This is a genomic window from Novosphingobium sp. HR1a, assembly GCF_015594425.1.
In the GTDB taxonomy this organism is placed as follows: Bacteria; Pseudomonadota; Alphaproteobacteria; order Sphingomonadales; family Sphingomonadaceae; genus Novosphingobium; species Novosphingobium resinovorum_A.
This window is the reverse complement of record NZ_JABXWS010000066.1, coordinates 1-23,141: the sequence shown is the minus strand read 5'-3', so window position 1 is coordinate 23,141 and position 23,141 is coordinate 1. Positions and strand designations below refer to the sequence as shown.

At 66.7% G+C, this 23,141-nt stretch carries 21 protein-coding genes; 7 read left to right on the top strand and 14 right to left on the bottom strand.

Annotated features, from left to right (window positions below):
- Positions 1–91: 91 nt before the first annotated feature.
- The 5 genes from HWN72_RS18505 to HWN72_RS18485 all read right to left on the bottom strand — a co-directional run bounded on the left by HWN72_RS18505 (position 92) and on the right by HWN72_RS18485 (position 7,251).
- Positions 92–2,605, bottom strand: a complete 2,514-nt coding sequence (locus HWN72_RS18505; protein ID WP_036528979.1) for a TonB-dependent receptor — start codon at positions 2,603–2,605, stop codon at positions 92–94.
- Positions 2,606–2,913: 308 nt separating this feature from the next.
- Positions 2,914–3,888 (bottom strand): alpha/beta fold hydrolase, encoded by a 975-nt coding sequence (locus HWN72_RS18500; protein ID WP_036528982.1) that lies wholly within the window; start codon positions 3,886–3,888, stop codon positions 2,914–2,916.
- The gene (locus HWN72_RS18495) at positions 3,885–5,111 is read right to left on the bottom strand and encodes an LLM class flavin-dependent oxidoreductase (RefSeq protein ID WP_231958327.1); all 1,227 of its coding nucleotides are present in this window, start codon (positions 5,109–5,111) and stop codon (positions 3,885–3,887) included. Before HWN72_RS18495 ends, HWN72_RS18500 begins: the two co-directional genes overlap by 4 nt.
- Complete coding sequence (locus HWN72_RS18490; protein ID WP_036528985.1) at positions 5,111–5,953, bottom strand: LLM class flavin-dependent oxidoreductase; 843 nt, start codon at positions 5,951–5,953, stop codon at positions 5,111–5,113. The genes HWN72_RS18495 and HWN72_RS18490 overlap by 1 nt, the downstream gene beginning before the upstream one ends.
- Positions 5,950–7,251: a Xaa-Pro peptidase family protein gene (locus HWN72_RS18485; protein WP_036528986.1), complete on the bottom strand. Its 1,302-nt coding sequence runs from the start codon at positions 7,249–7,251 to the stop codon at positions 5,950–5,952. Before HWN72_RS18485 ends, HWN72_RS18490 begins: the two co-directional genes overlap by 4 nt.
- Positions 7,252–7,369: 118 nt before the next feature.
- Between HWN72_RS18485 and HWN72_RS18480 the strand changes: the two genes are divergently transcribed.
- Genes HWN72_RS18480 through HWN72_RS18455 form a run of 6 tightly spaced genes read left to right on the top strand, consistent with a single transcriptional unit; the run spans position 7,370 to position 13,797 of the window.
- Positions 7,370–8,239, top strand: coding sequence for an alpha/beta fold hydrolase (locus HWN72_RS18480; RefSeq protein WP_036528988.1), 870 nt, complete (start codon positions 7,370–7,372; stop codon positions 8,237–8,239).
- Between the two features lie 2 nt (positions 8,240–8,241).
- Positions 8,242–9,636 carry an MFS transporter gene (locus HWN72_RS18475; protein WP_231958328.1) on the top strand — a complete coding sequence of 465 codons (1,395 nt, stop codon included), beginning with the start codon at positions 8,242–8,244 and terminating at the stop codon, positions 9,634–9,636.
- Positions 9,633–10,448 carry an alpha/beta fold hydrolase gene (locus HWN72_RS18470; RefSeq protein ID WP_036528992.1) on the top strand — a complete coding sequence of 272 codons (816 nt, stop codon included), beginning with the start codon at positions 9,633–9,635 and terminating at the stop codon, positions 10,446–10,448. Before HWN72_RS18475 ends, HWN72_RS18470 begins: the two co-directional genes overlap by 4 nt.
- Positions 10,435–11,445 carry a phosphotransferase enzyme family protein gene (locus HWN72_RS18465; protein WP_248006113.1) on the top strand — a complete coding sequence of 337 codons (1,011 nt, stop codon included), beginning with the start codon at positions 10,435–10,437 and terminating at the stop codon, positions 11,443–11,445. Before HWN72_RS18470 ends, HWN72_RS18465 begins: the two co-directional genes overlap by 14 nt.
- A 2-nt stretch (positions 11,446–11,447) precedes the next feature.
- Positions 11,448–12,833: an MFS transporter gene (locus tag HWN72_RS18460; RefSeq protein ID WP_036528994.1), complete on the top strand. Its 1,386-nt coding sequence runs from the start codon at positions 11,448–11,450 to the stop codon at positions 12,831–12,833.
- Positions 12,834–12,843: 10 nt separating this feature from the next.
- The gene (locus tag HWN72_RS18455; RefSeq protein ID WP_036529044.1) at positions 12,844–13,797 is read left to right on the top strand and encodes an alpha/beta fold hydrolase; all 954 of its coding nucleotides are present in this window, start codon (positions 12,844–12,846) and stop codon (positions 13,795–13,797) included.
- A gap of 37 nt (positions 13,798–13,834) precedes the next feature.
- Here the strand turns inward: HWN72_RS18455 and HWN72_RS18450 are convergent, their stop codons facing one another.
- The 9 genes from HWN72_RS18450 to leuC all read right to left on the bottom strand — a co-directional run bounded on the left by HWN72_RS18450 (position 13,835) and on the right by leuC (position 21,535).
- On the bottom strand, positions 13,835–15,019 hold the full coding sequence (locus HWN72_RS18450) for a class I SAM-dependent methyltransferase (protein WP_036528995.1): 1,185 nt from the start codon (positions 15,017–15,019) through the stop codon (positions 13,835–13,837).
- Between the two features lie 16 nt (positions 15,020–15,035).
- Positions 15,036–15,392, bottom strand: a complete 357-nt coding sequence (locus HWN72_RS18445; protein WP_036528996.1) for a hypothetical protein — start codon at positions 15,390–15,392, stop codon at positions 15,036–15,038.
- Positions 15,393–15,394: 2 nt separating this feature from the next.
- Positions 15,395–15,985 (bottom strand): ureidoglycolate lyase, encoded by a 591-nt coding sequence (locus HWN72_RS18440; protein ID WP_036528998.1) that lies wholly within the window; start codon positions 15,983–15,985, stop codon positions 15,395–15,397.
- 204 nt (positions 15,986–16,189) lie between these two features.
- Positions 16,190–16,423: a hypothetical protein gene (locus tag HWN72_RS31155; RefSeq protein WP_248006112.1), complete on the bottom strand. Its 234-nt coding sequence runs from the start codon at positions 16,421–16,423 to the stop codon at positions 16,190–16,192.
- Entirely contained in the window at positions 16,398–17,384 is a 987-nt protein-coding gene (locus HWN72_RS18435) for an alpha/beta hydrolase-fold protein (protein ID WP_248006111.1), read from the bottom strand. Before HWN72_RS18435 ends, HWN72_RS31155 begins: the two co-directional genes overlap by 26 nt.
- 185 nt (positions 17,385–17,569) lie before the next feature.
- The gene (locus tag HWN72_RS18430; RefSeq protein WP_069709589.1) at positions 17,570–18,694 is read right to left on the bottom strand and encodes a zinc-binding dehydrogenase; all 1,125 of its coding nucleotides are present in this window, start codon (positions 18,692–18,694) and stop codon (positions 17,570–17,572) included.
- Positions 18,694–19,548 (bottom strand): oxaloacetate decarboxylase, encoded by an 855-nt coding sequence (locus HWN72_RS18425; protein WP_036529001.1) that lies wholly within the window; start codon positions 19,546–19,548, stop codon positions 18,694–18,696. The genes HWN72_RS18430 and HWN72_RS18425 overlap by 1 nt, the downstream gene beginning before the upstream one ends.
- Complete coding sequence (locus tag HWN72_RS18420) at positions 19,545–20,138, bottom strand: 3-isopropylmalate dehydratase small subunit 2 (protein ID WP_036529003.1); 594 nt, start codon at positions 20,136–20,138, stop codon at positions 19,545–19,547. Before HWN72_RS18420 ends, HWN72_RS18425 begins: the two co-directional genes overlap by 4 nt.
- Complete coding sequence (gene leuC / locus HWN72_RS18415; protein WP_375154527.1) at positions 20,138–21,535, bottom strand: 3-isopropylmalate dehydratase large subunit; 1,398 nt, start codon at positions 21,533–21,535, stop codon at positions 20,138–20,140. Before leuC ends, HWN72_RS18420 begins: the two co-directional genes overlap by 1 nt.
- Positions 21,536–22,113: 578 nt before the next feature.
- On the opposite strand from leuC, the gene HWN72_RS18410 reads away from it, so the two are divergent.
- Positions 22,114–22,923: an IclR family transcriptional regulator C-terminal domain-containing protein gene (locus tag HWN72_RS18410; protein ID WP_036529004.1), complete on the top strand. Its 810-nt coding sequence runs from the start codon at positions 22,114–22,116 to the stop codon at positions 22,921–22,923.
- Positions 22,924–23,141: the final 218 nt, after the last annotated feature.

Here is a 23,141-nt window from a genome sequence, read left to right as displayed (position 1 = left end):
CGTCGGCGCCCCCTCCCCGAGACAAGCTCGGGGAGGAATAAAAAAGGCCGGGGTTTCCCCCGGCCTTTCCTTGTCTCGCAGCAGCGCCGGATCAGAACTTGATCTTCGCCTGCACGCCTGCGGTGCGCAGATCGCCAAGCCCCAGCATCAGCGCCGAGGTCCGCGCCGCATAAACGAAGCCCGGCGACAGCGTGTAATTGTCCGAGATCGTCAGCGGCGTCTTGTTGTTGAAGATGTTGTTCACGAACGCCTCGAGCGAGAGGTTGCCCCGCGTGATGCCCGCGCGTGCGTTGAACAGGTGCAGGTCCGGCGTGCGTGCCAGGTTCGCCTCGTTCGACCATACGCCCGACTTGAAGTTCCAGTCGCCGCGCACGAACCAACTGCCCTTGTCCCAGCCCGAAATCTCGGTGCCGACCTGGACGCCGACGTTGGCCGAGTACTTCGAGGTGTTCTTCATCTCCTTGCCGGAATAGTCGTAGATCCCGGTCAGGGCGCTGACCGTGGAACTGGCGAAGGCCTTGATGTCCGAGTCGTTGATCGCACCGGCGGCGTCGATGGTCAGGAACTCGGTCGGGCGCCAGGACGCTTCACCCTCGATACCGCGCAGGTTTACCGAACCCGCGTTCATCGATGCGGTGACGAAGCTGTAGCCGGTGGGCTGCGTGGCGTCGGGCGCGACGATGATGGTCGAGTTGATCTGGTTGCGCCACTGGGCGTAGTAGGCCGCGAAGGTGTAGCGCAGGGTCGATCCGATGCGACCCTTCAGACCGATCTCGTAGTTGGTGATCTTCTCGGGCTTGATCGCCAGTTCACCGCCGGCATCGAAGGCCGCCTGCTGCACGGATCCGACCTGCGACAGGATGTTGGTGTTGAACTGCGCCGGGTTCACGCCCTTGGCCCACGACACATAGACCATGGTGTCGGGCGTGATCTGCCAGTTGACGATCGCGCGCGGGGTGAAGTTCTTGTACTTCGCGCTCGCGAGCACGGTGCCGCCGGTGTAGAAGCCAGCCGGGATGAACGCGCTCGATGCGACGCTCACGCCGGAGGGGCGGGCGAATGCCTGCAACTGGTCGATCTGGTAGCGGCCTTCGAAGCTGGCCGAGATCGTGTCGGTCACGTCGTAGGTCAGGCCGAAGAACAGGCCAGTGGTCTTGTTCCGGCTGAGGCCGCCGGGCGAGAGGCTGGACGCGGTCAGCGCGCCGGTGCCGCCACCCAGGCCCTGGAGCTGGTCGGCGCTGAGGTAGCTGATGCCCGCTACGCCGTGGAACCGGCCGGAGACGTAGGACAGGCGACCTTCGAGCGAGAAGTCGTCGATCTTGCGTTCGATCAGGTACGGATAGTTGAAGTACCCTTCGCCGAAGATCTCGGTGGCGTCGATCCTGCCGTTGCCGTTGTAGTCGTAGCCGCTGGGCAGGGCGCTGCCGTCGTAGCTGTCGAGGTCGATGAAGGTCGTCCAGACCTCACGGTTGTACCCTGCGAGCGCCGAGATGGTCAGTTTGTCGGTGGCTTCCCAGTCGAACGTCGCATGAGCGTGCTTGGTACGGCGCAGCAGGCCGTAGCCCTGCACGCCTTCCGAGGGATCGACGATGCGATTGGTGCCGATGTTGAGGAACTGGCGCACGAAGTCCGTGTTGGTGACGTTCGCGGTGACCGGGTTCGCCATCGTCGGGATGGTGCCGCAGAAGTAGGGGTTCTGCACCGCAGCGCCGGCGGGCAGGCCGGTGACCGGGTTGAGCACGCCGCGGGTATCGCCGGTGAGGATGCAGTTCGCCTGACCCTGGACGACAGTGCTGCCGTTCGGCGCCTTGACGTCGTAGGAATAGAGGCGGGTCTGAGCGGAAGGACCGTCCTTGTCCTCGCTCAGCATGCCGAACAGCTTGATGGTGACGTTCGAGGCCGGGGTGATGGCAAGCAGCAGCGAAGCGCTCTTGGTCTGCTGGTCGCCCAGCGTCACGCCGTCTTGGTTCTTCCACGAACCGTCCCGGGAATACTGCTCGCCGTTGATGCGGAACGAGAGGAGATCGGGGATGATCGGACCTTCGATCGATCCGCGCAGGCGCCAGTTGTTGCGCGTGCCGAGCATGCCGAGCACTTCGCCGCCCCAGTCGTTGCCGGGCATCTTGGTCACGACGTTGATCGCGCCCGCGAACGTGTTGCGGCCGAAGTAGGCGCTTTGCGGGCCCTTGATGATCTCGACGCGCTCCGGGTTGCTGATCGCGCTGACCTGCGAGGGCGAGGACACCGCGACGCCGTCGATGAACATCGAGGTCGTGGTGGCGAGCGTGGTCGACGGCGTCATGCCGCGCATGACGACCTGCTGGAACGAGCGGTCGGCGTGGCCTGACGAGCTGTTGTTGATGTTGATGCCCGGGGTCGAGGCGGCCATGTCGGTGACCGAGACGATGCCCTTGGCGTCGAGCGTTTCGGAGGTGATCGCGGTAACGGTGACCGGAACCTTGAGGATGTCTTCCCCGGTCTTGCGTGCGGTGACGATGATGTCGCCGCCGGTGTCCTGCGCCATCGCGGGAGCCGCGGTCAGGCTTGCTGCAATAGCAATGCCTGACAAGGTGGAGGCGAACTGGAGTTTATATTTGCCGGTCATTTCGTCCCTCAATGTTAAAGGCGCACTTGCGGCGCCAATTGTTGTCACGTTCCCTGCGTATCTGCGAATTTCACTGCCATTGGTTTTTGTAATGATACTATGCACGTTCTGCACTGACGTGCAGAACCGGAAGCGAGTAAGCCATTGGCCGTCCTGTCGGCCCGATCGTGATAAAATTTCAATTTACGATTTTCGGTGAATCAAGAAATTTTTATCGCCGTAAGAATTCCCTTAACTCGCGCTCTATTGAAGAGGCTCGTGCCCTTTGTTCGCCTGTCGGATGCAACGGCGTCCGACAGGCGCATTCATCACCGCACAGCGACTTTCGTGAGCCAGGCTTCGAGGTCGCGGGCGAACTTCTGCGGCTTCTCCCACATCGGGAAATGGCCGAGGTCGGGGTATTCGATCAGCGTCACCGGCGCGTTGGTGAAGCGCTTGACCGAGGCACCGGCGCTTTGCGAGATCACGTCATCGTAGCTGCACCATTGCAGCAGCACGGGCACGTGGACGGTTTCGGCCACGGCGCCGACGTCCGATGTCTTGAACGCCTTGACGTTCGCCTGGATGTATTGCGCCTGCCGGTCGAGCGCGCCGGGCAGGTTGTTCATCTCGGTGATCTGGTCGACCATGCGGTCGGTCGGCTGGAAGCCGGGCGGGGTGGTATCTTCCAGCATCGCGCGCCAGAACCAGTGCGGGCGCCAGTTCGGCAGCACCGCCTTGAATACCGGCAGGCTCCAGCTCAGGCGCCAGTTGACCTTGCGGGTCTGGCTGGGGCGCTCCAGCGGCAGCATCGAGAACGCCATCGCCGTCACGTGGCCGGGATAGGCGCGGTTGTATTCCAGCCCGACGTTGGAGCCGTTCGACGTCGCGACGAGCGCGAACTTGTCGTAGCCGAGTTTCGTCAGCAGGCCGTTCATCAGCTGTGCCGAGCGCGGCGTCGAATAGACCCCGGAAGGATCGGGCGCGGTCAGGCCGTAAGGCGACCAGTCGAAGCGCACGACGCGGTACTTGTCCTTGAGGATCGCGGCGACGTCGTCCCACTCGTGCAGGTTGACGATCGAGCCGTGGAGCAGGACGATCACCGGGGCGCCGACCGGGCCTTCCTCGCGCACGTGCAGGCGCACGCCGTCGATGGTGACGAAGCGCGAGGGGCCGTCGGCCCAGCGCTTTTCCAGCTGCGCACGGTCGGACTCGCCCGCTCCGGCGCGCAAGGCCAGAACGGTGCCGCCGCCGACGAGGACGACTGCGCCCAGCGTGGCGAGTGCGATGCGGCCGATCTTCATGCCGTCACCGCTTCGCGCGCGGGCAGGCCCAGCGTCTCGCGCAGGGTGGCGCCCGGATAGTCGGTACGCAGGCGGCCGCGCGCCTGCAGGATCGGCACGACCTGACCGACGAAGTCTTCAAGGCCCCCCGGCATGTAGCTGGGCTGCAGGGTGAAGCCGTCGCAGGCGCCCGCGTCGCGCCACTCGATCATCATGTCGGCCATCTGCTCGGGCGTGCCGATGAAGACGTTGTGGCCGCGCGGGTGGCGCATGAAGTTGGCGGCGAACTCGCCCAGCGGCGTGCCCTTCTCGGCGCCCGGCACGATCGAGCGGGCGACGTCGCCCTGCGGCAGCAGGGTCTTCGCGAGAATCTCGTCGACCGGGATCTGGCCGAGCGGATCGAAGCCGGTCAGGTCGCAGCACAGCGATTCCGACAGATACTCGATCGCCAGCGCATCGTCGGCAAGGTCGAGGATCGCGGTATGCTCGGCGCGGGCCTCTTCCTCGGTGCCGCCGAGCACGCAGGAGAGGCCGGGCATGATGCGCACGCCGTCAGGGCTCCGGCCGACGCCCGCCACGCGGCTGCGCAGGTCGGTGCGGAAATCGACACCCGCCTGGATCGTGGCGGCGGGGCAGAAGATCGCTTCGGCCGTGCGCGCGGCGAAGTCGCGGCCGTCGGGCGACTGGCCTGCCTGCACCAGCACCGGGCGGCCCTGCGGCAGCTGCGGCCCTTCGCGGTCCATCTCGGCCCATAGTTCGCAGGCGCGGGCGACGACTTCGACGGCGTTGCGATAGCGCGCGTCCTTGGGCGGCAGTTCGGTCTCGCCGAAGTTGGGCGCGGTGTCGGGGTGCGCGGTGGTGACGATGTTCCAGCCCGAACGGCCGCCGGTGATGCGCTCCATCGTGCCGAAGCGCTCGGCCAGCATCTCGGGCGTGTTGTACGTGGTGGAGACGGTGGCGACGAGGCCGATATGCTTGGTCACCGCCGCCATCGCCGTCAGCAGCGTGACGGGATCGAGCGTCGGCATCGCCAGACGCTCGGGCGCGCGGCCGCCAGCCCCGCGCGACTGCAGCTGGTCGCCGAAGACGATCGCGTCGAAGCGGCCCTGTTCGGCCAACTGCGCGACGCGGGTGTAGTAGTCCATGTGGAACACGCCCTCGGGGCGCGCGCGCTCATGCTTCCAGCCGGTCGGGAAGAAGCCGATGCCTTGCAGGAAGGCCCAAAGATGAATCTGGTTTTGCATCATGCGATCTCCGGGATCACGGCGCCGCCGGGCTGGTTGGAGGCGGTGGAAGGGATGGGCAGGCCAAGCCGTGCGCGCAGGTCGCCAGCCGGGCGAGGCGCGAGCAGGGAGGCGAGACGCGCGCCGATCTGCGGCAGCTGCGTCAGGGCATCGCTCAAGGTGAAGTGCGCGCCGTCGATCTCGCGCGCCTCGAAGCGTTCGGCCAGCATGGCGGCGTCGGCATCGGCGCCGACCTTGATCAGCCGCTTGGTCGCCTGCGGGGCGGCGGTGCCGTCGGACACGAGTGCGATGTCGGCATCGTCGATGGCGATCGGATCGTCGCCGTCCACCACCAGCAGCGGATGGCCGAGCGGCGGGCGCATCGCGTTGACGGGACCTGCGACCTTGAAGAACGCGCCCTTGTAGTTCGATGCCTTGACCTTCGATGCGTCGAGGTAGCGGCCGCTTGTCTTGTCGAGGATCAGCGTGTCGCTGCCCCAGCCGTCCCACAACGCGCGGGCGGCGCCGACCATGTCTTCGGCCATGCCCTCGGGCGCGCCTTCGGGGACGACCGACCAGCCGGTGCGCCCGGCGGCGAGAAAGTCCACTGCCGACAGCGCGCGGGCGACGTGGAAGGGGTGCGCCTTCGATGCGGGCACGGTGGCGACCACGCCCAGCGTCGAGGTCATCGGTGCGGCCCAGGCGACGAGCACTTGCGCGTCGAACGGACGCTCGCCCGAACGGCCGAGCATGAGGAGGTCGAACCCGGCCGCTTCGGCGGCCTGCAGCACGGCGCGGGCATGGCCGGGCACGGCGAAGGCCGGTTCGGCCACGGAGGCGGAAAGGATGAAAGGTCTGGTCATACGATGATCACCGGGTCGTGGAGAGGATGGATGGGTTCGCAGCCGGTCTCGGTAATGCGGACGAGGTCTTCGCAGTGCGCCGAGCCGCCGATGCCGGTGTCCAGCGTCGGGCAGTCGACCGAGAGGATCATGCCCGGCTCGAGGACGATGTCGGGCTTGCGCCAGAAACCGCCGTGGACTTCGCCGGGCTCGTCGGTGTGGGCAAGGCCGACGCTGTGCGGGCCGAAGCCGATCGCGGCCTCGTACCCGGCAGCGCGGATCGCGGCCTCGCCGATCGCGGCGATCTCGGAATAGCGCAGGCCCGGGCGCAACTGTTCGCGCACCGCCTGCCAGCCGAAGGCGGCAGCCTCGGCGGCGCGGCGCGCCTCGCGCGTGGGCTCGCCGACGAACACGGTGCGCGCGAAGTCGCCATGGTAGCCGAGGAACTGGCTCACCCCGTCGAGCATCAGCGTCTGCCCGTCCTCGACCTGAAGGCGCGAGAGGTCGGAGGAGACGCGGTCGACGTTGAGGAACAGCGCGGTGTTGCCCCGCGCCGCGCACTCCATGCGATAGAGCGCCTGAAGCTCAACGTGCGTGGCGCCAGCGCGGATCGCATGGCCGACCGCATTGAGGGCATCGACGTTGGATCGCGCCGCGCGCGCCATCAGCGCATGTTCCAGCGGCGACTTCACGAGGCGGATCTCGCGCAGGATGTTGTCGGCCTGGACCATCGCGCCGGGGTGGTCGTGACGCTCGGCGACTTCGGCGATGACGGTGTGGTCGAAGCCGACCCGGCCCTGCCAGAGTCCCAGGCCCTTCATGGCCGCGACGATCGCGCCGCCCGCGTCGCTGCGTGCGGTCATGGCGCCGCTGAGGGTCGTGCTGACGGCCGCCCGGTGCCGTTCGGTGCCGCTGAGTGCCGCTGAGTGCCGTTCCGGAAGGACAGGAGAGAAGGGCACTTCGAGCGCGGTCTCGTCGCCCTCGTCGCCCATGTGCGTATAGAGCCAGACCGCCACGTCGCTGCGGCTGCGGCCGTCCGCCCAGCTGTAGTGATGCAGGAAGCGACTGGTCACGAGGCCCGGAATCTCCAGCCTTTCGCGCGCGATCAGGGCGAAAGTCCCCGGCGGCTGCCCGGCGCGGGTGCGCCCGATCTGCGGCCAGTGGCCCAGCGCGTGGAACACGTTGATCGGATCGCCCAGCACCAGCCCGGCCAGATCGTGCCGCTCCATGACGGCGAGAGCGCGGGCGAGGTTCATCGGCCCTTCGCGCTCGAGCGCCGCGAGTAACGCGCCATCGTCGGGGAGGAGTGTCGTGTCCATGCTGCAATATGAACACGACCGGGCGCGGTTCGCGCTCAGTGCTAAAGTTTTATTCGCTAGCCGATAAACTTTCTCTTCATGTCGTGGCTTGGCGAGCGACTGCGATAGCCTGCCTCTCATGAACCCGACTGACAAGAACCCATTTGCGCAGATCGAGCGCACTTTCGTGCGGCTCGACGAGGGCCAGCTTCACTTGCGGCGCCTTCCGGCCGCAGAGCCGGGGCACACGCCGCTGCTGCTGTTCCACGCCTCGCCTGCCTCTTCTTGGTTCCTGCAGGACTTCATGCTCGCCCTGCGCGCAGCAGGCCGTCTGGGCGAGATCGTCGCGCCCGACACGCTGGGCAACGGCGATTCGCCGCCGCCCGCTCCGGCCGAGCCCGACATTGCCTACTTCGCCGATTCGATGGACCGGCTTTGCACGGTGCTCGGCTTCGATGCGGTGGATGCCTATGGCACCCACACCGGCGCGCGTATCGCCTGCGAGCTGGCGGCGGGCCATGAAGGCCGCGTACGCCGCCTCGTCCTCGACGGCATCACCGAGTATGAGGACGAACTGCGGGACGCCGTCGTCGCCAATTACGCGCCCGTGGTGGAGCCCGACGAGTACGGCCGCCATCTGATCTGGGCCTTCAACTTCTGCCGCGACCAGGCGTTGTTCTTCCCGCACTTCATGAAGGATGCCGAGCACCGCCTCGCCGTGCCGATGCCGCCGCCGCAGATCCTGCATCGGATCACGCTCGACGTGCTCAAGGCGCTGGATACCTACCCCAAGCCCTATATCGCCGCGTTCCGCTACCGCGCGTTCGAGCGCATGGCGCGGATCGCCGCGCCGACGCTGCTGCTCAAGCCGGAAACCGAACTGGCCCTGCTCAACGCCTCGGTGAAGACCGCGCTCGGCCTGCTGGCCGATGGGCACGAGGCATCCACTGGCGGCTCGGCGCAGGCCAAGGCGGACGTGATCGCGCAATTCCTCGCAGCCGGAGCATGAAGATGGACGCTACCACCGCAGCGGGTGCGCACAAGCGCCTCGACATCGGCATCTGCCTCGGTTTCGGGGTGGGCACGGTCGGTGTGTCGATCATGCTCAATACCGTGACCACCTATTTCCCGGCGCTGATGTCCACCGTGCTCGGGCAGTCGCCGGAGATCGCGGGCTACCTGCTGATGGTCTCCAAGCTGGCCGACGCGGTGATCGACGTCGTGATCGGCAGCCTGTCCGACCGGGCCCGCACCCGCTGGGGCCGCCGCAAGCCGTTCCTTGCCGCAGGGGCGCTGCTTTCGGCGGTGTCGTTCGTGATGCTGTTCGCGCCGCCGGTCATGGGGCAGGGCGCGCTGATGGTCTGGATGATCGCCGCGCTGGTGATCTATTCGACTGCCTATTCGCTGTTCAACGTGCCGTACATGGCGCTGCCCGCCGAGCTGACCGACGGCTTCCACGAACGCACCCGCCTGATCGGTTTCCGCACCGTGTTCGTCTCCATCGGCCAGCTGCTGGCGATGGCGGGCACTGCGTGGCTGATCCAGAGCGGCGGCGCGGGCCGCGCGGGCTTCGCGACGATGGGCCTCGTCATGGCGCTCATCATCGGCGGCGCCATGACTGCGACGGCGCTTTCGGTGCCGGTCCAGCACGGTACGCAGCCCGCGACGGGCAAGCACTTGCCGGGCTTCGCGCAAATGCGCGCCATCGCCCGCAACCGGCCGTTCATGATGCTGCTGGGCGCGAAAGTCTTCCAGTTCCTTTCGTTCGCCTCGGTCGCATCGACGATGCTGCTCTACATGCTCAACGTCGTGGGCGTGGGCTATACCGGCCAGATCATCATGGCCGTGACGCAGAACGTCGTCACCGCGCTCGCCATGCCGCTGTGGGTGTGGAGCGGCAAGACCATCGGCAAGCGCCGCACGTACCTTTGCGGCGTGGTGATCTTCTGCCTGACCACGCTAAGCTGGCTGCTGGCCGACAACACCATCACCACCGTCGGCATCATGGTGCGTGCGGTGGGCGGCGGCCTCGGTTCGGGCGCGATCATCCTCATGTCGATCTCGATGCTGGGCGACACGCAGGCCTATGACCGCGTGCTGACCGGCGAGGCGCGCGAGGGCCTGCTCTCCAGCGCCATCGCCGTGGTCGAGAAGGTCAGCTTCGCGCTCGGCGTTGCGGTGCTCGGCGTGTTTCTCCATGCGCTCGGTTACGTGCCGACGACGGGCGGCGCGATCGTCAAGCAGCCCGAGAGCGCGATGCTGGCGCTGAAGGTCGGCTTCGCGGTGATCCCCTCGATCATGTTCACGATCAACGGGCTGTTCCTGTGGGCCTACGACCTCGACGAAGACAAGTTCGCCGCCGCGCGCCTGCGCAGCGAAGAGGGCTTCGGGAACACCGCCCTGTGATCAGAAGAGCCTATACGACCTGCCGCTACGGCCAGATGCATTACCGCATCGCCGGAACGGCAGGGGAGCGCGCGCCCGTCGTGCTGCTCCACCAGAACCCGTCATCGTCCTTCGAGTACGAGCCGCTGATCGCCGCGCTCGCCGCTGACCGTCTGGTCGTGGCCTTCGATACGCCGGGCTACGGCATGTCGGATTCGCCGTCCGCGCCCCCGGGCATGGCGGGCTATGCGGCCGGCTTCTCCGATGCCCTCGATGCGCTGACGGAGGAAGGCGTGCTGGCGGGCAAGGTCGATCTTTACGGCTTCCACACCGGCTCGCTGCTGGCCTGCGAGCTTGCAATCGCCCGGCCCGACCGGGTGCGCGCGATGGGCCTTACCGGCATCCCGATGTATGACGCCGAGGCCCTCGCCAAACGCCTTGCCGATGCCGAGAATTACCCCCCGCTCGACGAGGAGGGCACCGTGGTGCGCGACCTGACGGCGGGCCTCTGGGCCTATGTCGTGGGTAAGCGCGACGCCCGCGTCCCGCTCGAAAAGGCGGCGCTGAACTTCGCCGACAAGGCGCGTGCGATGGACCGCTTCACCTGGGCCTATCGGGGCGTGTGGTCGTGGGACTTCGCCCGTCTCGAACAGGTCTCCCAGCCCGCGCTGCTGCTGCAGCCCGCCGAAGACCTCATGCACCTTTCACTCAAGGCGGCCGCGCGGCTGCCTTCCTGCCGAGTGGTCGAGCTTACCGACCTCGACCGCGACATTTTCGATATTGCACCGGAGCGACTAGCTGATGAATTGCGAGACTTCCTTGACCACCTCTGACCTTCCGGTTGCCGAAGTATCGCACTCGGTCCTCCACCCGGACTTCATCGTTCGCGAAGTGGCACGCCGCTACGCGCTGAAGGGCGACCTCACCTGCTTCCTGCTCTATCGCGGCATGAATGACGTCTACCTCGTGCAGGACGCCGAGGCGAAGTACGCCCTGCGCGTGTGGCGCAAGACCTACCGCGATGTCGACGACGTGTCCTATGAACTGGATTTCCTCGACTACCTGCGCCGCGCGGGCTTCCCCGCCTCGGTCGGTGTGCCGCAGCATGACGGCAAGCTCTACTTCAAGGTTCTGTCGCCCGAGGGCGAGCGTGCGCTCGCGCTCTACGACTGGGCGCCGGGCGTGAAGTTCGGCGATCGGCTGTCCGAGGAAACCGCCTTCCGCATCGGCGCGGCGATGGCCGAAATGCACCTTCATGGCGACGCATGGGCCAAGGAGCAGGCAGGCAAGGACCACACGTTCTCGACCGAGACGGCCAAGGACTACAACATCTGCATGCCCGCGTTGATAGACTTCGTCTACGATCGCCCGGACGACCTGCGCGATTACCCGATCATCGCCGCCAATCTCGACAAGCGGCTGGACGAATACGCCGCTTCGGGCAAGGTTCCGCTCGGTGTGTGCCACCGCGACTTCCACCCGAGCAATGTCCACGTGGCGGAAGACGGCCAGATCACGCTTCTGGATTTCGACGCGGCGGGTGAGGATTTCCTCATGCAGGACGTGCAGAACTTCGTGTGGGGCAACCTCTTCTACGGCTTCGATCCCAAGATCGGCGAGGCTTTCGAGGCGGGCTACGAATCTGTGCGCCCCTTCACGCCCGAAGAGAGGGATGCGATTGAAGTGTTCCTGATGGCCAAGTGTCTGCGCCTTGTCGCAGGGATGGCGCATAGCTCGACGGCGGTGGGACGCGGCACGCTGCGCTTCCGCAATCTCGACTGGCTGGGCGACTACATCAAGACGCGCGCCCGCGCCGCCGGACTGCTCTGACGATGGCCGGCCCGATCGCTCTCGATATGCCTGAGGTCTCCGCGACCGACGCCGTGCGGCCGAACACGCGCGGTGCCTGGACCATGGTGATCATGCTGTTCCTTGCGGGTATCCTGTCGGTGATCGACCGGGCCGCGCTGAACATCCTGGTCGACCCGGTACGCGGCACGCTGGGCATCAGCGACGAGCAGATCGGGCTGCTGCAGGGCCTCGCCTTCGGGCTGTTCTATGCCTTCATGGGCATTCCCATGGGCCTTGCTGCCGACCGCATTTCGCGGCGCAACCTGATCGTCGCAGGCATCGGCCTGTGGAGCCTCGCGACGATCGGGAGCGGCCTGGCGCAGTCGTTCGGCTCGCTCTTCGCGGCGCGCCTGCTGGTCGGACTGGGCGAGGCGGCGCTCGGTCCCGCCGCGATCTCGCTGATCGCGGACCTCTTCGCGCCCGCACGGCGCGGGCGGCCGATCTCGGTCTATATGATGGGGCAGGGGCTGGCGAACGGCATCGCCATCTCGCTGACCAGCCTTATCCTCGCGGCGGCGGGAGCGGGGGCATTCCTTGGCTTCCCGGTGCTGGGCGGGCTGGCGGCGTGGCGTACGGTGTTCGTGATCTTCGGCGCCTGCGGGCTCGTCATTGCGCTCGCCATGCTGCTGCTGACGCGCGAGCCGCCCCGGCAGGGCGATGCCCCCAAGGGCGCGGCGCAAGTACCCGGCGCGGCCGAGGCGGCTTACCTGTGGCGCAACCGCGCTGTGCTGCTGCCACTCTACTTCGGTTTCGCGACCTGCTTCACGGTCGCTTACGGCGGCGCGTCGTGGGCGCCTTCGATGCTGCTGCGCGCCTATGGCGCCACGCCTGCCTATCTCGGTGCGTGGCTTGGTCCGCTGTCGATTCTGTTTTCGGCGATCGGGCCGTTGGTCGGCGGTACGCTGCTGGATCGCTCGATGCGTTCGGGCGACACGCTGGCGCGGTTCCGCATCCTGTCGGTCGCGCCGCTTTTCGCGCTGCCCTTCACGCTTTCGGTGCTGGCGCACGAGCTGCATTTCGCGACCGTGCTGGTCGCCTCGGCCAATGCGGTGTTCTCGGTCGTCGGCACGGTGATGTTCGCGACGCTGCAGTCGGTGGTGCCGCCGCGCATGCGGGGCAGCTCCATCGCGCTGACGCTGGTGCTCAACACCATCCTCGGGGCGAGCCTTGGCCCGCTCATGGTCGCCAGCGTGACCGAGCGCGTGTTCGGCGATCCGGCAAGCGTCGGCTGGTCGATCGCGCTGGTCTGCGTGCCGTTCCTGCTGCTGGGCACCGGGCTCTACGCCGTGGCCCTTCGCGCCATCCGCAAGGCACGGCTGCGCGGCGACAGTGAATGTGCGCGCCTGCTCGCAGGGGAAGCCCTTTAAGGAGATGACGATGCGCTGGGTATTCGGAGCCGCCATGCTGGCGATTACCTCCATGGCCGGCGCTCAGCCGCCCGAGGTGCCCTCCGACGCGCAGCTTCGCGAACGCTACGCCCTCCCGGCTTCGCACTTCGACACCATTGCCGGGGAGCCGTTGCACTACGTCGACGAAGGGCGCGGTCCGGCGATCCTGCTGCTGCATGGCTCCTATGCGAACTTGCGGCAGTGGGACGGCTGGGCGGCGAAGCTGAAGCGCCATTACCGGGTAATCCGCTTCGACCAGTCGCCGCTCGGCCTGTCCGGTCCGAACCCGCGCAACGATTATGAACTGAGCCAGCGCATTGCCGTGATCGACGCGCTGATGGACAAGCTCGGCGTCCGCCGCTTCGTCATCGTCGGCACCTCCAGTGCGGGTGTGCAAACCGCTGCCTACGCCGTCGCGCGGCCCGAGCGGGTCTCGGGCGTGATCCTCTCGAACATAGCCGCCGGGCCGCTCAAGATCGACTACGCGGCGATGCCGCAGGCGCTCAAGGATGCGGTGGCGCAGGATGCGAAGCATCCCGGCTGGCACGAGCCTGAATTCTGGCGCCAGATCATGCTGGCGAACATGCTGGACGCGAAGGCGGTCACGCCCGGACTGGTGGATCAGTGGACCGACCTCAACAACCGCGCGATGCGCGATCCGGCGACCACGGCGGGCGCGATGAAGGCGGCGACGGGCTCGCTGGCGTTCGCGCGCACCCCGGATGACTTGCGCGCGATCACCGTGCCGAGCCTGTTGCTGTGGTCCTCTGACGACCATGAAGTGCCGCTGGAGAAGGACGGGCGGCAGGCGCTCGACCTGCTCGGGGCGAAGGACAAGCGCCTCGAGGTGGTGGCGCAGTGCGGGCACATGATGCCGATGGACTGCCCCGCGCGCTCGGTGGACACGGCGATGCCGTTCCTGAAGCGCGTGGCGGGGAAATGACGTCGTCCCGGATCGAGTCCGGGACGACGCTAAGGCCTCACTTCATCGCCGAACAGGCGTACCAGCTGCCGATCATCGCCTGGCCCTGCGGGTGGCCTTCGGTGAAGAAGTCCTCGCGATCGGGCTTCAGGTAAGACGTGCCCTTGCGGTAGCCCACCAGCACCGTGTCACCCGCAAAACCGGCATCGACGGCGACCTTGTGCCAGTCGATCCGCGCCAGCGAGGTCATGAACGGTTCGTTGTTGTAGTGGCTCTCGAAGTCGCAGCGCATCTGGTCCCAGAGCGACAGGTGCTCGTGGCGCGGCGGTACGTCCACGTGGCACATCACGCCGCCGTCCCGCAGCAGGCGATGGCATTCCTTGAAGATCTGCCGCATTCCCTTGGCCGAAGTCTCGTGCATCACGGCAGACGAGCAGACGAGATCGAAGCTGCCGTCCGCGAAGTCGGTATGCTCGGCGTCCTGCTGGCTGAAGTGGATCGGCACGCCCATCGATTCCGCGCGGGCATGGCCATAGCGCAGCATCGGCGCGCCGACGTCGAGCGCGAAGATCTCCGCGTCCGGGAAAGCCTGCGCGATGGCGACGGTCGAATGGCCCACCGAGCAGCCGAGGTCGAGGATGCGCTTCGGCTTGAAGTCCGGGTAGAAGTCCTGAACGTGGCTGGCGAGGCTGTGCCCGCGCCCGTCGTTCTTCCATCCACCGTTGAGGTTGCGCAGGTAGGTCGAGGCGAAGCGGTCGTAGAGCGCCCCGGCGCGAAAATCGTCCTGCGCGGTATCGACCACGTAGCTGCCCGGCATCCGGTGATGGTCGAAGGCGGCGATGTAACGCGGGATCTCAAGCTCCGGGTTCAGCCGCAGCGAGCCCTTGGGCTCGGCCACCTGCGCCTTCACCTTGCCTGCGAGTTCGTCGTACTGGCGGTCGATCGCGCCGTCCAGCGCCTGCCAGATGCGGTCCTGGTAGGTGAGCGAGAGCGTCAGCCAGTACTGGTGCAGCGGATGCGCTTCCAGCGCCTGACGGACCTGCGCGCTGGAGGTGGGCTTCGTGCCGGTCTTCTTCTCGATCCCGGGGACGATCACTTCGTCCAGCAGGCGGCGGTCGAGCGGGTCCATGTTGCGGTTGGTCCACGCCCGCATCGCGAGGAAATGGTCCTCCATCGCCTGCTCGTCATGAGTGGCCTGCGGCATGACCGCGTGGCCGAAGTGTTCCTGGCGGTACTGTTCCATGGGTGATCCTCCTGCCTCAGTCGCGGGTCACGGCGTCGAGGACGCCTTCGTAGTCGTTCTGCTGTGCGAGTGCCTCGGGCATCAGCTTGTCGCGGGCGGAGCCGAGCACGCGGTCGTAGATCGCCTGGCGATAGGCGCTGCGCTCCGTCTTCGTCTGCGCGTCGGGTGCGAACATGTCGATGTCCGCCGGACCGTGCAAGCCCGCCGCCGCGAGCAGGCGTTCGTTCGCGTCGAGGCGGTCCTTGAGGACCACGACTTCGCCCAGCAGCGCCAGCACCATGCCGGCGAGGGCGTCGGTCGTCTCGCTTTCGAAGATGACCGGCTGGCTGCCCTTGGAGTGCGCCTTGCGGTCGAGGTTGATGCGGTCCGCCACTGTCAGTTCACTCCCAGATCGAAACGGAAGACGTGGCCGGTGCGCGCCACGATGTCCTTCTTGTCGAGGTCCGGCCCGTGGGCTTCCTCGGTCTGCGCGTCCTTGGCCTTGAGGTCGTAGCCGGTCTGGCTGGAGAGGATCACGACGAGGTCAGTGCCGTCCTCCACCGCGAAGGGAAATTCGTGCCAGGTGCCGATGTGCATGGCGAAGCCGGCGCTGCCGTCGAAGCGGAAAGCGCGGACTTTCGACAAGTCGGGCAGGTCGTCCTCGCCGGGAGGGGCCATGACTGCGACGAAGGGCTTGCCGCCCAATGGCAGGAATGCCTGCGTGTGCTGGAAATGGCGCTCCATGTAGCGCACTTCGCCCTGGCGGCGGTCCATCTGCGCGAGGGTGATCTCCACCGGATGCTCGCATAGAAAGCGCGCCGGGTAGCTCATCTTCACCGCGCCCTTGTAGAAGTCGACCGAGACCGGCGTGACCGGCGCCTCGCGGCCGACGATCGCGCCGAACGGCGCCAGCGCCTCGGCGCTAGCCGGTTCGACTTCGAGCTGGATTACCGTCAATTCGCCGGTGGCCCGGCTGTCCTGTGTCATCCCTGTCTTCCCTCTGCCTTTCTGGCGAGGCGAGAATGATCGAGAATCGGAAATCTATTAGGGTGCAACAGTAAATTGATCGCCAGATGGAGAGGGCGGTGCTGCGACCCTTCGACAGGCTCAGGGTGAGCGGGGGTGGTGCAGGGACCAGTAGTCACGGCCCTCTCCACCCCGCTCAGGCTGAGCTTGTCGAAGCCCCTCGGCCTAGCGGAACAGCCTCGGCGCGAAGTCCGCGAGGTAGCGGCGCCAGTTGGGCCATTCATGCCCGCCGCCGGTCTCGTTGTAATGATACGCGATGTGGTAGCGATCGAACAGCGCGCGGGTCGGCGCGACGGTGCCGTAGAGGAAGTCGTCCTTGCCCATCGCGAAGTAGAGCAGCCTGAGATCGCGCGCCGATTGCTTGAGCGCGGCATCATAAGTCTTCGCGTATTCGTCCACGCGGCCCTTGTCGGGACATCGAGAACACGCCGATCCAGCGGAACAGGTCGGGATGCGTCAACCCGTTGCGCAGCGTGTGCGATCCGCCCATCGACAGTCCCGCCATCGCCCGCGTTGCCGGGCGCGCGTCGGTGCGGTAGTTGGCGTCGACGTAAGGGATCAGGTCCTTGATCAGTTCGTTGCCGAAGTCCGGGTTGTCGAGCGTCATGACGCCTTCGCGCAGCGGTGTATGGCCGTCCGGCATGACGACGATCATCGGCACGGCCTTGCCGCTGGCGATCAAGTTGTCGAGGATCAGGTTGGCGTGGCCGACGCTGGTCCAGCTGTCGTCGCTGTCACCCGCGCCGTGGACCAGATAGAGCACCGGGTACTTGCGCGCGTCCTTCGTGTAGCCGGGCGGCGTGTAGACATGGGCGCGGCGCTTGATGCCGAGCGAATTGGACCAATACTCGACGGTCGAGACGGTGCCGTGGGCGACTTTGGCATCCCACGTCTGGAACGCGCCTTCGGGGCCGATGACCTCGAAGGTGGAATTGATGCCCTTCAGTTCCTCGGAGAAAGTCTTGCCGAGCGGATCGGGCGTCTTCACGCCATCGACGCGGAAGGCGAAGCGGGAGGTGTCGGCGGGGACGGGCTGGGGCGTGGTGACGGTCCACAGGCCGGTCTTGTCCTTCGCCATCGTCAGGCCCTGCGGCGTACCTGGCGGGAAGCCCATCGGGATGATCTTCGCGATGTCGGTGCTGGTGAGCAGCACCTCTTTCGCATCAGGCGCGCAGATGCGGAAGGTGACGCGCTGGTCGGGAAGCTGTTCGACCGACTTGAACGGGGCTGGGCCGGAATAGAACGGCGGTGTGACGCAAGTGGACGGATCAAGCTGTACCGGCTGCTGCGCGGTGGCTGGCGCAAGCGGCATGGCGGTGGCGGCGCTCAGCGCGGCCAGAAAAGCGAGCCTGAATGACATGCAGGAATCCCTGATAGATGCAGCTTATCGCTGCAAGCATCAGTCGATCCCAGCTGCCGGCTGCGGGCAAGGAGGCTGCAGTGCCTTGCCCGCCTGTTGGATTTCGACGTGCATGTTCACCTGCCCCACTTCCCCCGCTCGTCATTGCTTCGCTACGCTCGCAATGACGGAGGTGAGGCCATGCCTCAGAACCGGATGATCTGGCGGATCGCCTCGCCGCGATCCATCGCGTCGAGCATTTCGTTCAGGTCGTCCAGCTTGTGCGTGGAGCTGATGAGGCGGTCCACCGGCAGGCGGCCGGCTTTCCACATCGCCACGTAGCGCGGAATGTCGCGCGCCGGGATCGACGAGCCCATGTAGGAGCCGATCAGCGACTTGCCCTCGGCCACCAGCGAGACGGCCTGCAGGTCGAGCCGCTGCTCGGGGGAGGGCAGGCCCACGGTGACGACACGGCCGCCGCGACGCGCTGCGGTATAGGCCGAGGCCAGCACCTTGGCGTTGCCCACGGTCTCGATCACGACGTCGGCCTTCCCGCCCAGATGCTCGGCCATCACGGCCTCAAGCTGGTCCGGGGTGGTGCCGATCGCACCGAGATCATCGGCCAGCGCGATCTTGTTCGGTGCAAGGTCCACGCCGATGACCGTCGCCGCCCCGCTCGCCACGGCGCCCATCAGCGCCGCAAGGCCGACGCCGCCGAGGCCGAAGACCACCACTGTCTCGCCGGCGCGGATCGCGGCGCTGTTGATCGCCGCGCCCACGCCCGTCAGCACCGCGCAGCCGAACACGGCGGCGACTTCGGCGGGAATGTCACGGTCCACCTTCACGGTCGAGCGCTGATCGACCACCACATGCGTCGCGAAGCACGAGACTCCGAGGTGGTGGTGCACGTCGCTGCCGCAGTCGTGCAGACGGAAGCCGCCGCCGATCAGCTCGCCGCGCCCGTTCGCCGCCGCGCCCGTCTCGCACAAGTAGCCCTCGCCCGAGAGGCACGGGGTGCAGCGGCCGCACGAAGGCAGGAACACCAGCACCACGCGGTCGCCGACCTCGAGGCCGGTTACGCCGGGGCCGAGTGCCTCGACGATGCCGGTGCCTTCGTGGCCCAGTGCCATCGGCATCGGGCGCACGCGGTCGCCGTTCACCACCGATAGGTCGGAGTGGCACAGGCCCGCCGCGTCGATGGCGACGCGCACTTCGCCCTGTCCGGGTGCGTCGAGGTCCAGTTCCGCGAAGCGCAGCGGTGCGTTCTCGGCGTAAGGCTTGGCATTCCCGCCCGACTGGGCGAGCACCGCCGCGCGCGTCGTGGTGCCCATCAGCGCGCCCACTTCTTGTCGAACGCCCAGACCTCCTCGAAGCCGACGAGCGAGCAGAATTCCTTGAAATCGAACAGGCCGGGCTCGGTCGGCTCGCCGGTGCCGTGGTCACGCAGCTGGTTCAGCGCCAGCTCCATCGCGCGGGCCGACACGAGGCTGGTGAGCGCGGGGTAGATCGCGAAGGCGAAACCGAGTTCGGCCAGCACGTCGGTCGGGTAGGGCGGGGTCACGCCGCCGTTGGCGATGTTGACCATGACCGGCTTGCCGAAGGTCTCGCAGACCTTGCGCATCTCTTCCTCCGTGGTCACGGCCTCGGGGAAGAGGATGTCGGCGCCGGCCTTGTCGTAGGCTTCGAGGCGGCGCATCGTCTCGTCGAGGCCGAAGCTCTGGTAGGCGTCGGTGCGGGCGATGATCAGCATGTCCTCGCGCGCTTCGGCGGCGACCTTGATCTTGTCGACCATCTCTTCGGTGGTGACGACGCGCTTGCCCGGGGTGTGGCCGCACTTCTTGGGGAATTCCTGATCCTCGATCTGGATCGCGGCGATGCCCGCCTGCTCGTAGCCCTTCACGGTATGGTGGACGTTGAGAAGACCGCCGAAGCCGGTGTCGGCGTCCGCGATCAGGGCCGAGCCGATGGTGCGCTTGATCGTCGCCATGCGGTCCAGCATCTGGGTGTAGCTGACGATACCCGCATCCGGCAGGCCGTAGCCCGAGGCGGTCGTCCAGTAGCCGCTGCCGTAGACGACGTCGAAGCCCGCGCGCTCCGCCATCAGCGCGGCTATCATGTCGTGCACGCCGGGGACCGGGAAGAACTCGCCCTTGGCCAGCTTGGCCTTCAGGATGTTTGCGCTCATGCTTCAGTTTCCTCTGTCCAGAGCCACGGCGCGGCTGAGCGCTGGGCCTTTTCGAATGCGGTGATGTCCTGCCCGTGCAGGGCGAGGATACGGGTGGTGTTGTTCCAGCCGGCGAGCAGCATTTCGCGGTCGCTGTCGGGAACGGTGAAGGCGAATTCCTGCCCGGCGCAGGTCACGGTCTGCGCGGCGAGGTCGATGGCAAGGTCGTTGCCCGTTTTCGCCAGCGCCTGCAGCGCGGCGAGCGTCGCGGGCTCCATCATCCCTGCCACCATGCCGTTGTTGGCGCAGTTGCCGCGGAAGATCTCGCCGAAGCTGGGCGCGAACACGGCGGTCAGGCCCATGCCGTCGAGCGACCAGACGGCATGCTCGCGGCTCGATCCGCAGCCGAAGTTGGCGCCCGCCAGCAGGACCGGCGGCTTGCCCGCAGCCTCGTAGGCTTCGAGCAGGGCCGGCCGGTCATGAAAGGCGAAGCGGCCGAGGCCCTTGCGCTCGGTGTGCAGCAGGAAGCGCGCGGGGAAGATGATGTCGGTGTCGACGTCATCCTCCGCCAGCACGAAGGCGGGGGCGGTGAAGGGGGTGAAGCCGGGCATCAGGCGAACTCCTTCCGGACATCGACGATGTGGCCGGCAATCGCGGCGGCGGCGACCATCGCCGGGCTGGCGAGGTGCGTGCGCGCACCCGCGCCCTGACGGCCCTCGAAGTTGCGGTTGGAAGTGGAGATGGAGCGCTTGCCTTCGGGCACGAAGTCTCCGTTCATCGCCACGCAGAGCGAGCAGCCCGCGTGATGCCACGCAAATCCCGCCGCCTCGAACAGCTTGTCGAGCCCTTCGGCTTCGGCCTGGTGCTTGGTGACGGTGGAGCCGGGGACGACCATCGCGGTGACACCCTCGGCGACATGGCGGCCGCGGATCACGCCCGCGGCGGCGCGCAAGTCCTCGATGCGGCTGTTGGTGCAGCTGCCGATGAAGGCATAGTCGATGCCGATCCCGGCGATCGGCTTGCCCGCTTCAAGGCCCATGTAGTCCAGCGCGCGGGCAGGGCCGGCGGGCACGGTGCCGTCCACAGCCATGACCTGATCGGGCGAGGTGCCGAAGGTCACCTGCGGGGCGATGGCGGCGGCGTCGATCTCGACGGTGCGGTCGAACACGGCGTCGTCGTCGGAGCGCAGGGTGCGCCACCAGGCGACGGCCTGATCCCACATCGCGCCCTGCGGCGCGCGCGGGCGGCCCTTGAGCCAGGCGAAGGTGGTTTCGTCCGGCGCCACGAGGGCGACCCGCGACCCGGCCTCGATGCCCATGTTGCACAGCGTCATGCGCGCTTCCATCGACGCGGCGCGCACCGCCTCGCCGGTGAACTCGATCGCATGGCCGATGCCGCCGCCCGCGCCGATCGTGCCGATCAGGGCGAGGATCATGTCCTTGGTGGTGACATGCGGCTGCAGCTGCCCGGCGTAGTGGACGCGCAGGTTCCGGTTGCGCGCCTGCCAGAGCGTCTGCGTGGCCATCACCGTGCCGCACTCGCTGGCGCCGATGCCGAAGGCCAAGGCCCCGAAGGCGCCGTGTGTGGCGGTATGACTGTCGCCGCAGACTAGCGAGATGCCGGGCATCGTGAAGCCTTGCTCGGGCGAGATGACATGGACGATGCCCTGCCGCTCGCCTTCCAGCGCGAGGTATTCGATGCCGAACTCGGCGCAGTTCGCCTCCAGCAGCGCGACCTGCTTGCGCGCGAGTTCGCCCTTGATCGCGCCGCCGCGCTCCGAGGTCGGCACGGCATGGTCTGGCACCGCCAGCTGCGTCACCGGGCGGCGCACCGTAAGGGCATTGTCGCGCAGCAGCTCGAAGGACTGCGGGGTGCTCACCTCGTGCAGGAGGTGGCGGTCGATATAGATCAGGTCCTTGCCAGCCTCCCCGCGCACGACCGTGTGCGCGTCCCAGAGGCGGTCGTAGAGCGTTCTCGGAGCAGATTGGCTGGTCATCACGTCACGCATTGGAATGGGCAAGAGGCGCCGTCGAGCGATCGGCGCGGCATGTCCGTTCTACGGATAGTCGCGCCCGGTGATGCGCGCCAGCCCGGCTCGCTTTCTTGGAATCGTCATTGCGAAGCGAATCTGTCGCGGTCCGTACCTCTGATCCCAAAACCATCCCCCGCTCAGGCTGAGCTTGTCGAAGCCCGCCCGCAACGCCGGGCCATCTGCTGCATCGCGTGCGGCCAGCGCCTCGCCGCCGGGGCTTCGACAAGCTCAGCCTGAGCGGAGTTGAGAGCGTGGACTTCTTCGCGTCCGAGCCCCGAGTGATTCGGATTCGCCGTTGGTGAAGGAGCCAATCCGGGCCTTGCTTCCGGACGCGAGCAAAGGATTGATCGTGATCAACCATATGACAGGCGCATTTCACCGCGATCCGCTGCGCGGATAAACGCGCACATCCGCCGTTTTTTGGTCGGTGTGCGGATTTTGTGCTCACCCTGCGGATAAAAAAGCATTCGCCAGGCGGTAATCGGGGCCGTAACGATAGCTTCACAAACATCGGAGGAGGGGTCCGATCAAGAACACGGGTTTAGGGTGAAGCTATGGAACGAGGTGTACCGATCCGGGCGGTTTGCCGGGCTATTTCGATACTTCAGGAAATAAATCAGATGGGCTCGCTTTCGATGATGCAGATCTCGAAGCGTGGGCGCATCCCTTATCCCACCGCCTGCCGCATCGTGCAGACGCTGATGCATGAGGGCCTCATCGAGCAGGAGCCGGCGCGCAAGTTCTACCGGCCTACCGCGCTCGTCCAGTCGCTGTCGCAGGGCTTTCAGGCGGACAGCTTCCTGGTGGAACACAGCCGCCGGCATCTTCGGGCGCTGACGCACAAGATCGGCTGGCCGGTCTCGCTGACGGTTCGCATCGGCACGCACATGGTCGTGCGCGATTCGACCCACGCGGACACCTCGCTGACTTTCGAGCGGTATTATCCGGGCTTCCGTCTGCCATTGATGGACTGCGCTTCGGGCCGGGTGTGCCTTGCGCATATGACGCCGGAACAGCTCGACCGCGTCATGGACTGGGTTTCGCTCGTCGGCTCGCCGTCGGAGCAGGACCTGACTGCCTACGTCTCGGTCAACACGCTCAACAAGATCCGCGAAGAAGGCTACGCGGCGATCGGTTGGGGCCAGCACAACCTGACGCCGGGCAAGACCTCGTCGGTGGCGGTGCCGATCTTCCGCGACGGCCAGTTCGAAGCGGCGCTGACGATGATCTACTTCGCCGCCGCCATGAAGCAGGGCGAGGCGGTGGAACGCCACCTCGCGGAACTCAAGGCGACGGCGGCAGCGATCACCGAGGAGATCAACTGCACCGAACTGCCGGACATGGAGTTTCCGGTTCTCAACTGATCGGAATCATCCGACGGTCGCACGAAAAACGCCCGGTCTCACGACCGGGCGTTTTGCTTTTTCGAGACTTTCCAGGACCGATGGTACGGCGGGGCATTCCTCCCTGTCGCGCAGCGATGGGGAGGTGGCAGCCCGCAGGGCTGACGGAGGGGTTTTCTCCCCTCCACCACCCGCTGCTCGTATAACTTCGTATAATGTATGCTATACGAAGTTATTAC

Bases quoted from the DNA above. Each gene is read 5' to 3' on its own strand.
- HWN72_RS18505 (WP_036528979.1), bottom strand. From the start codon at position 2,605: ATGACCGGCAAATATAAACTCCAGTTCGCCTCCACCTTGTCAGGCATT.
- HWN72_RS18500 (WP_036528982.1), bottom strand. From the start codon at position 3,888: ATGAAGATCGGCCGCATCGCACTCGCCACGCTGGGCGCAGTCGTCCTC.
- HWN72_RS18495 (WP_231958327.1), bottom strand. From the start codon at position 5,111: ATGCAAAACCAGATTCATCTTTGGGCCTTCCTGCAAGGCATCGGCTTC.
- HWN72_RS18490 (WP_036528985.1), bottom strand. From the start codon at position 5,953: ATGACCAGACCTTTCATCCTTTCCGCCTCCGTGGCCGAACCGGCCTTC.
- HWN72_RS18485 (WP_036528986.1), bottom strand. From the start codon at position 7,251: ATGGACACGACACTCCTCCCCGACGATGGCGCGTTACTCGCGGCGCTC.
- HWN72_RS18480 (WP_036528988.1), top strand. From the start codon at position 7,370: ATGAACCCGACTGACAAGAACCCATTTGCGCAGATCGAGCGCACTTTC.
- HWN72_RS18475 (WP_231958328.1), top strand. From the start codon at position 8,242: ATGGACGCTACCACCGCAGCGGGTGCGCACAAGCGCCTCGACATCGGC.
- HWN72_RS18460 (WP_036528994.1), top strand. From the start codon at position 11,448: ATGGCCGGCCCGATCGCTCTCGATATGCCTGAGGTCTCCGCGACCGAC.
- HWN72_RS18455 (WP_036529044.1), top strand. From the start codon at position 12,844: ATGCGCTGGGTATTCGGAGCCGCCATGCTGGCGATTACCTCCATGGCC.
- HWN72_RS18450 (WP_036528995.1), bottom strand. From the start codon at position 15,019: ATGGAACAGTACCGCCAGGAACACTTCGGCCACGCGGTCATGCCGCAG.
- HWN72_RS18440 (WP_036528998.1), bottom strand. From the start codon at position 15,985: ATGACACAGGACAGCCGGGCCACCGGCGAATTGACGGTAATCCAGCTC.
- HWN72_RS18435 (WP_248006111.1), bottom strand. From the start codon at position 17,384: ATGTCATTCAGGCTCGCTTTTCTGGCCGCGCTGAGCGCCGCCACCGCC.
- HWN72_RS18430 (WP_069709589.1), bottom strand. From the start codon at position 18,694: ATGGGCACCACGACGCGCGCGGCGGTGCTCGCCCAGTCGGGCGGGAAT.
- HWN72_RS18425 (WP_036529001.1), bottom strand. From the start codon at position 19,548: ATGAGCGCAAACATCCTGAAGGCCAAGCTGGCCAAGGGCGAGTTCTTC.
- HWN72_RS18420 (WP_036529003.1), bottom strand. From the start codon at position 20,138: ATGCCCGGCTTCACCCCCTTCACCGCCCCCGCCTTCGTGCTGGCGGAG.
- leuC (WP_375154527.1), bottom strand. From the start codon at position 21,535: ATGCGTGACGTGATGACCAGCCAATCTGCTCCGAGAACGCTCTACGAC.
- HWN72_RS18410 (WP_036529004.1), top strand. From the start codon at position 22,114: ATGGAACGAGGTGTACCGATCCGGGCGGTTTGCCGGGCTATTTCGATA.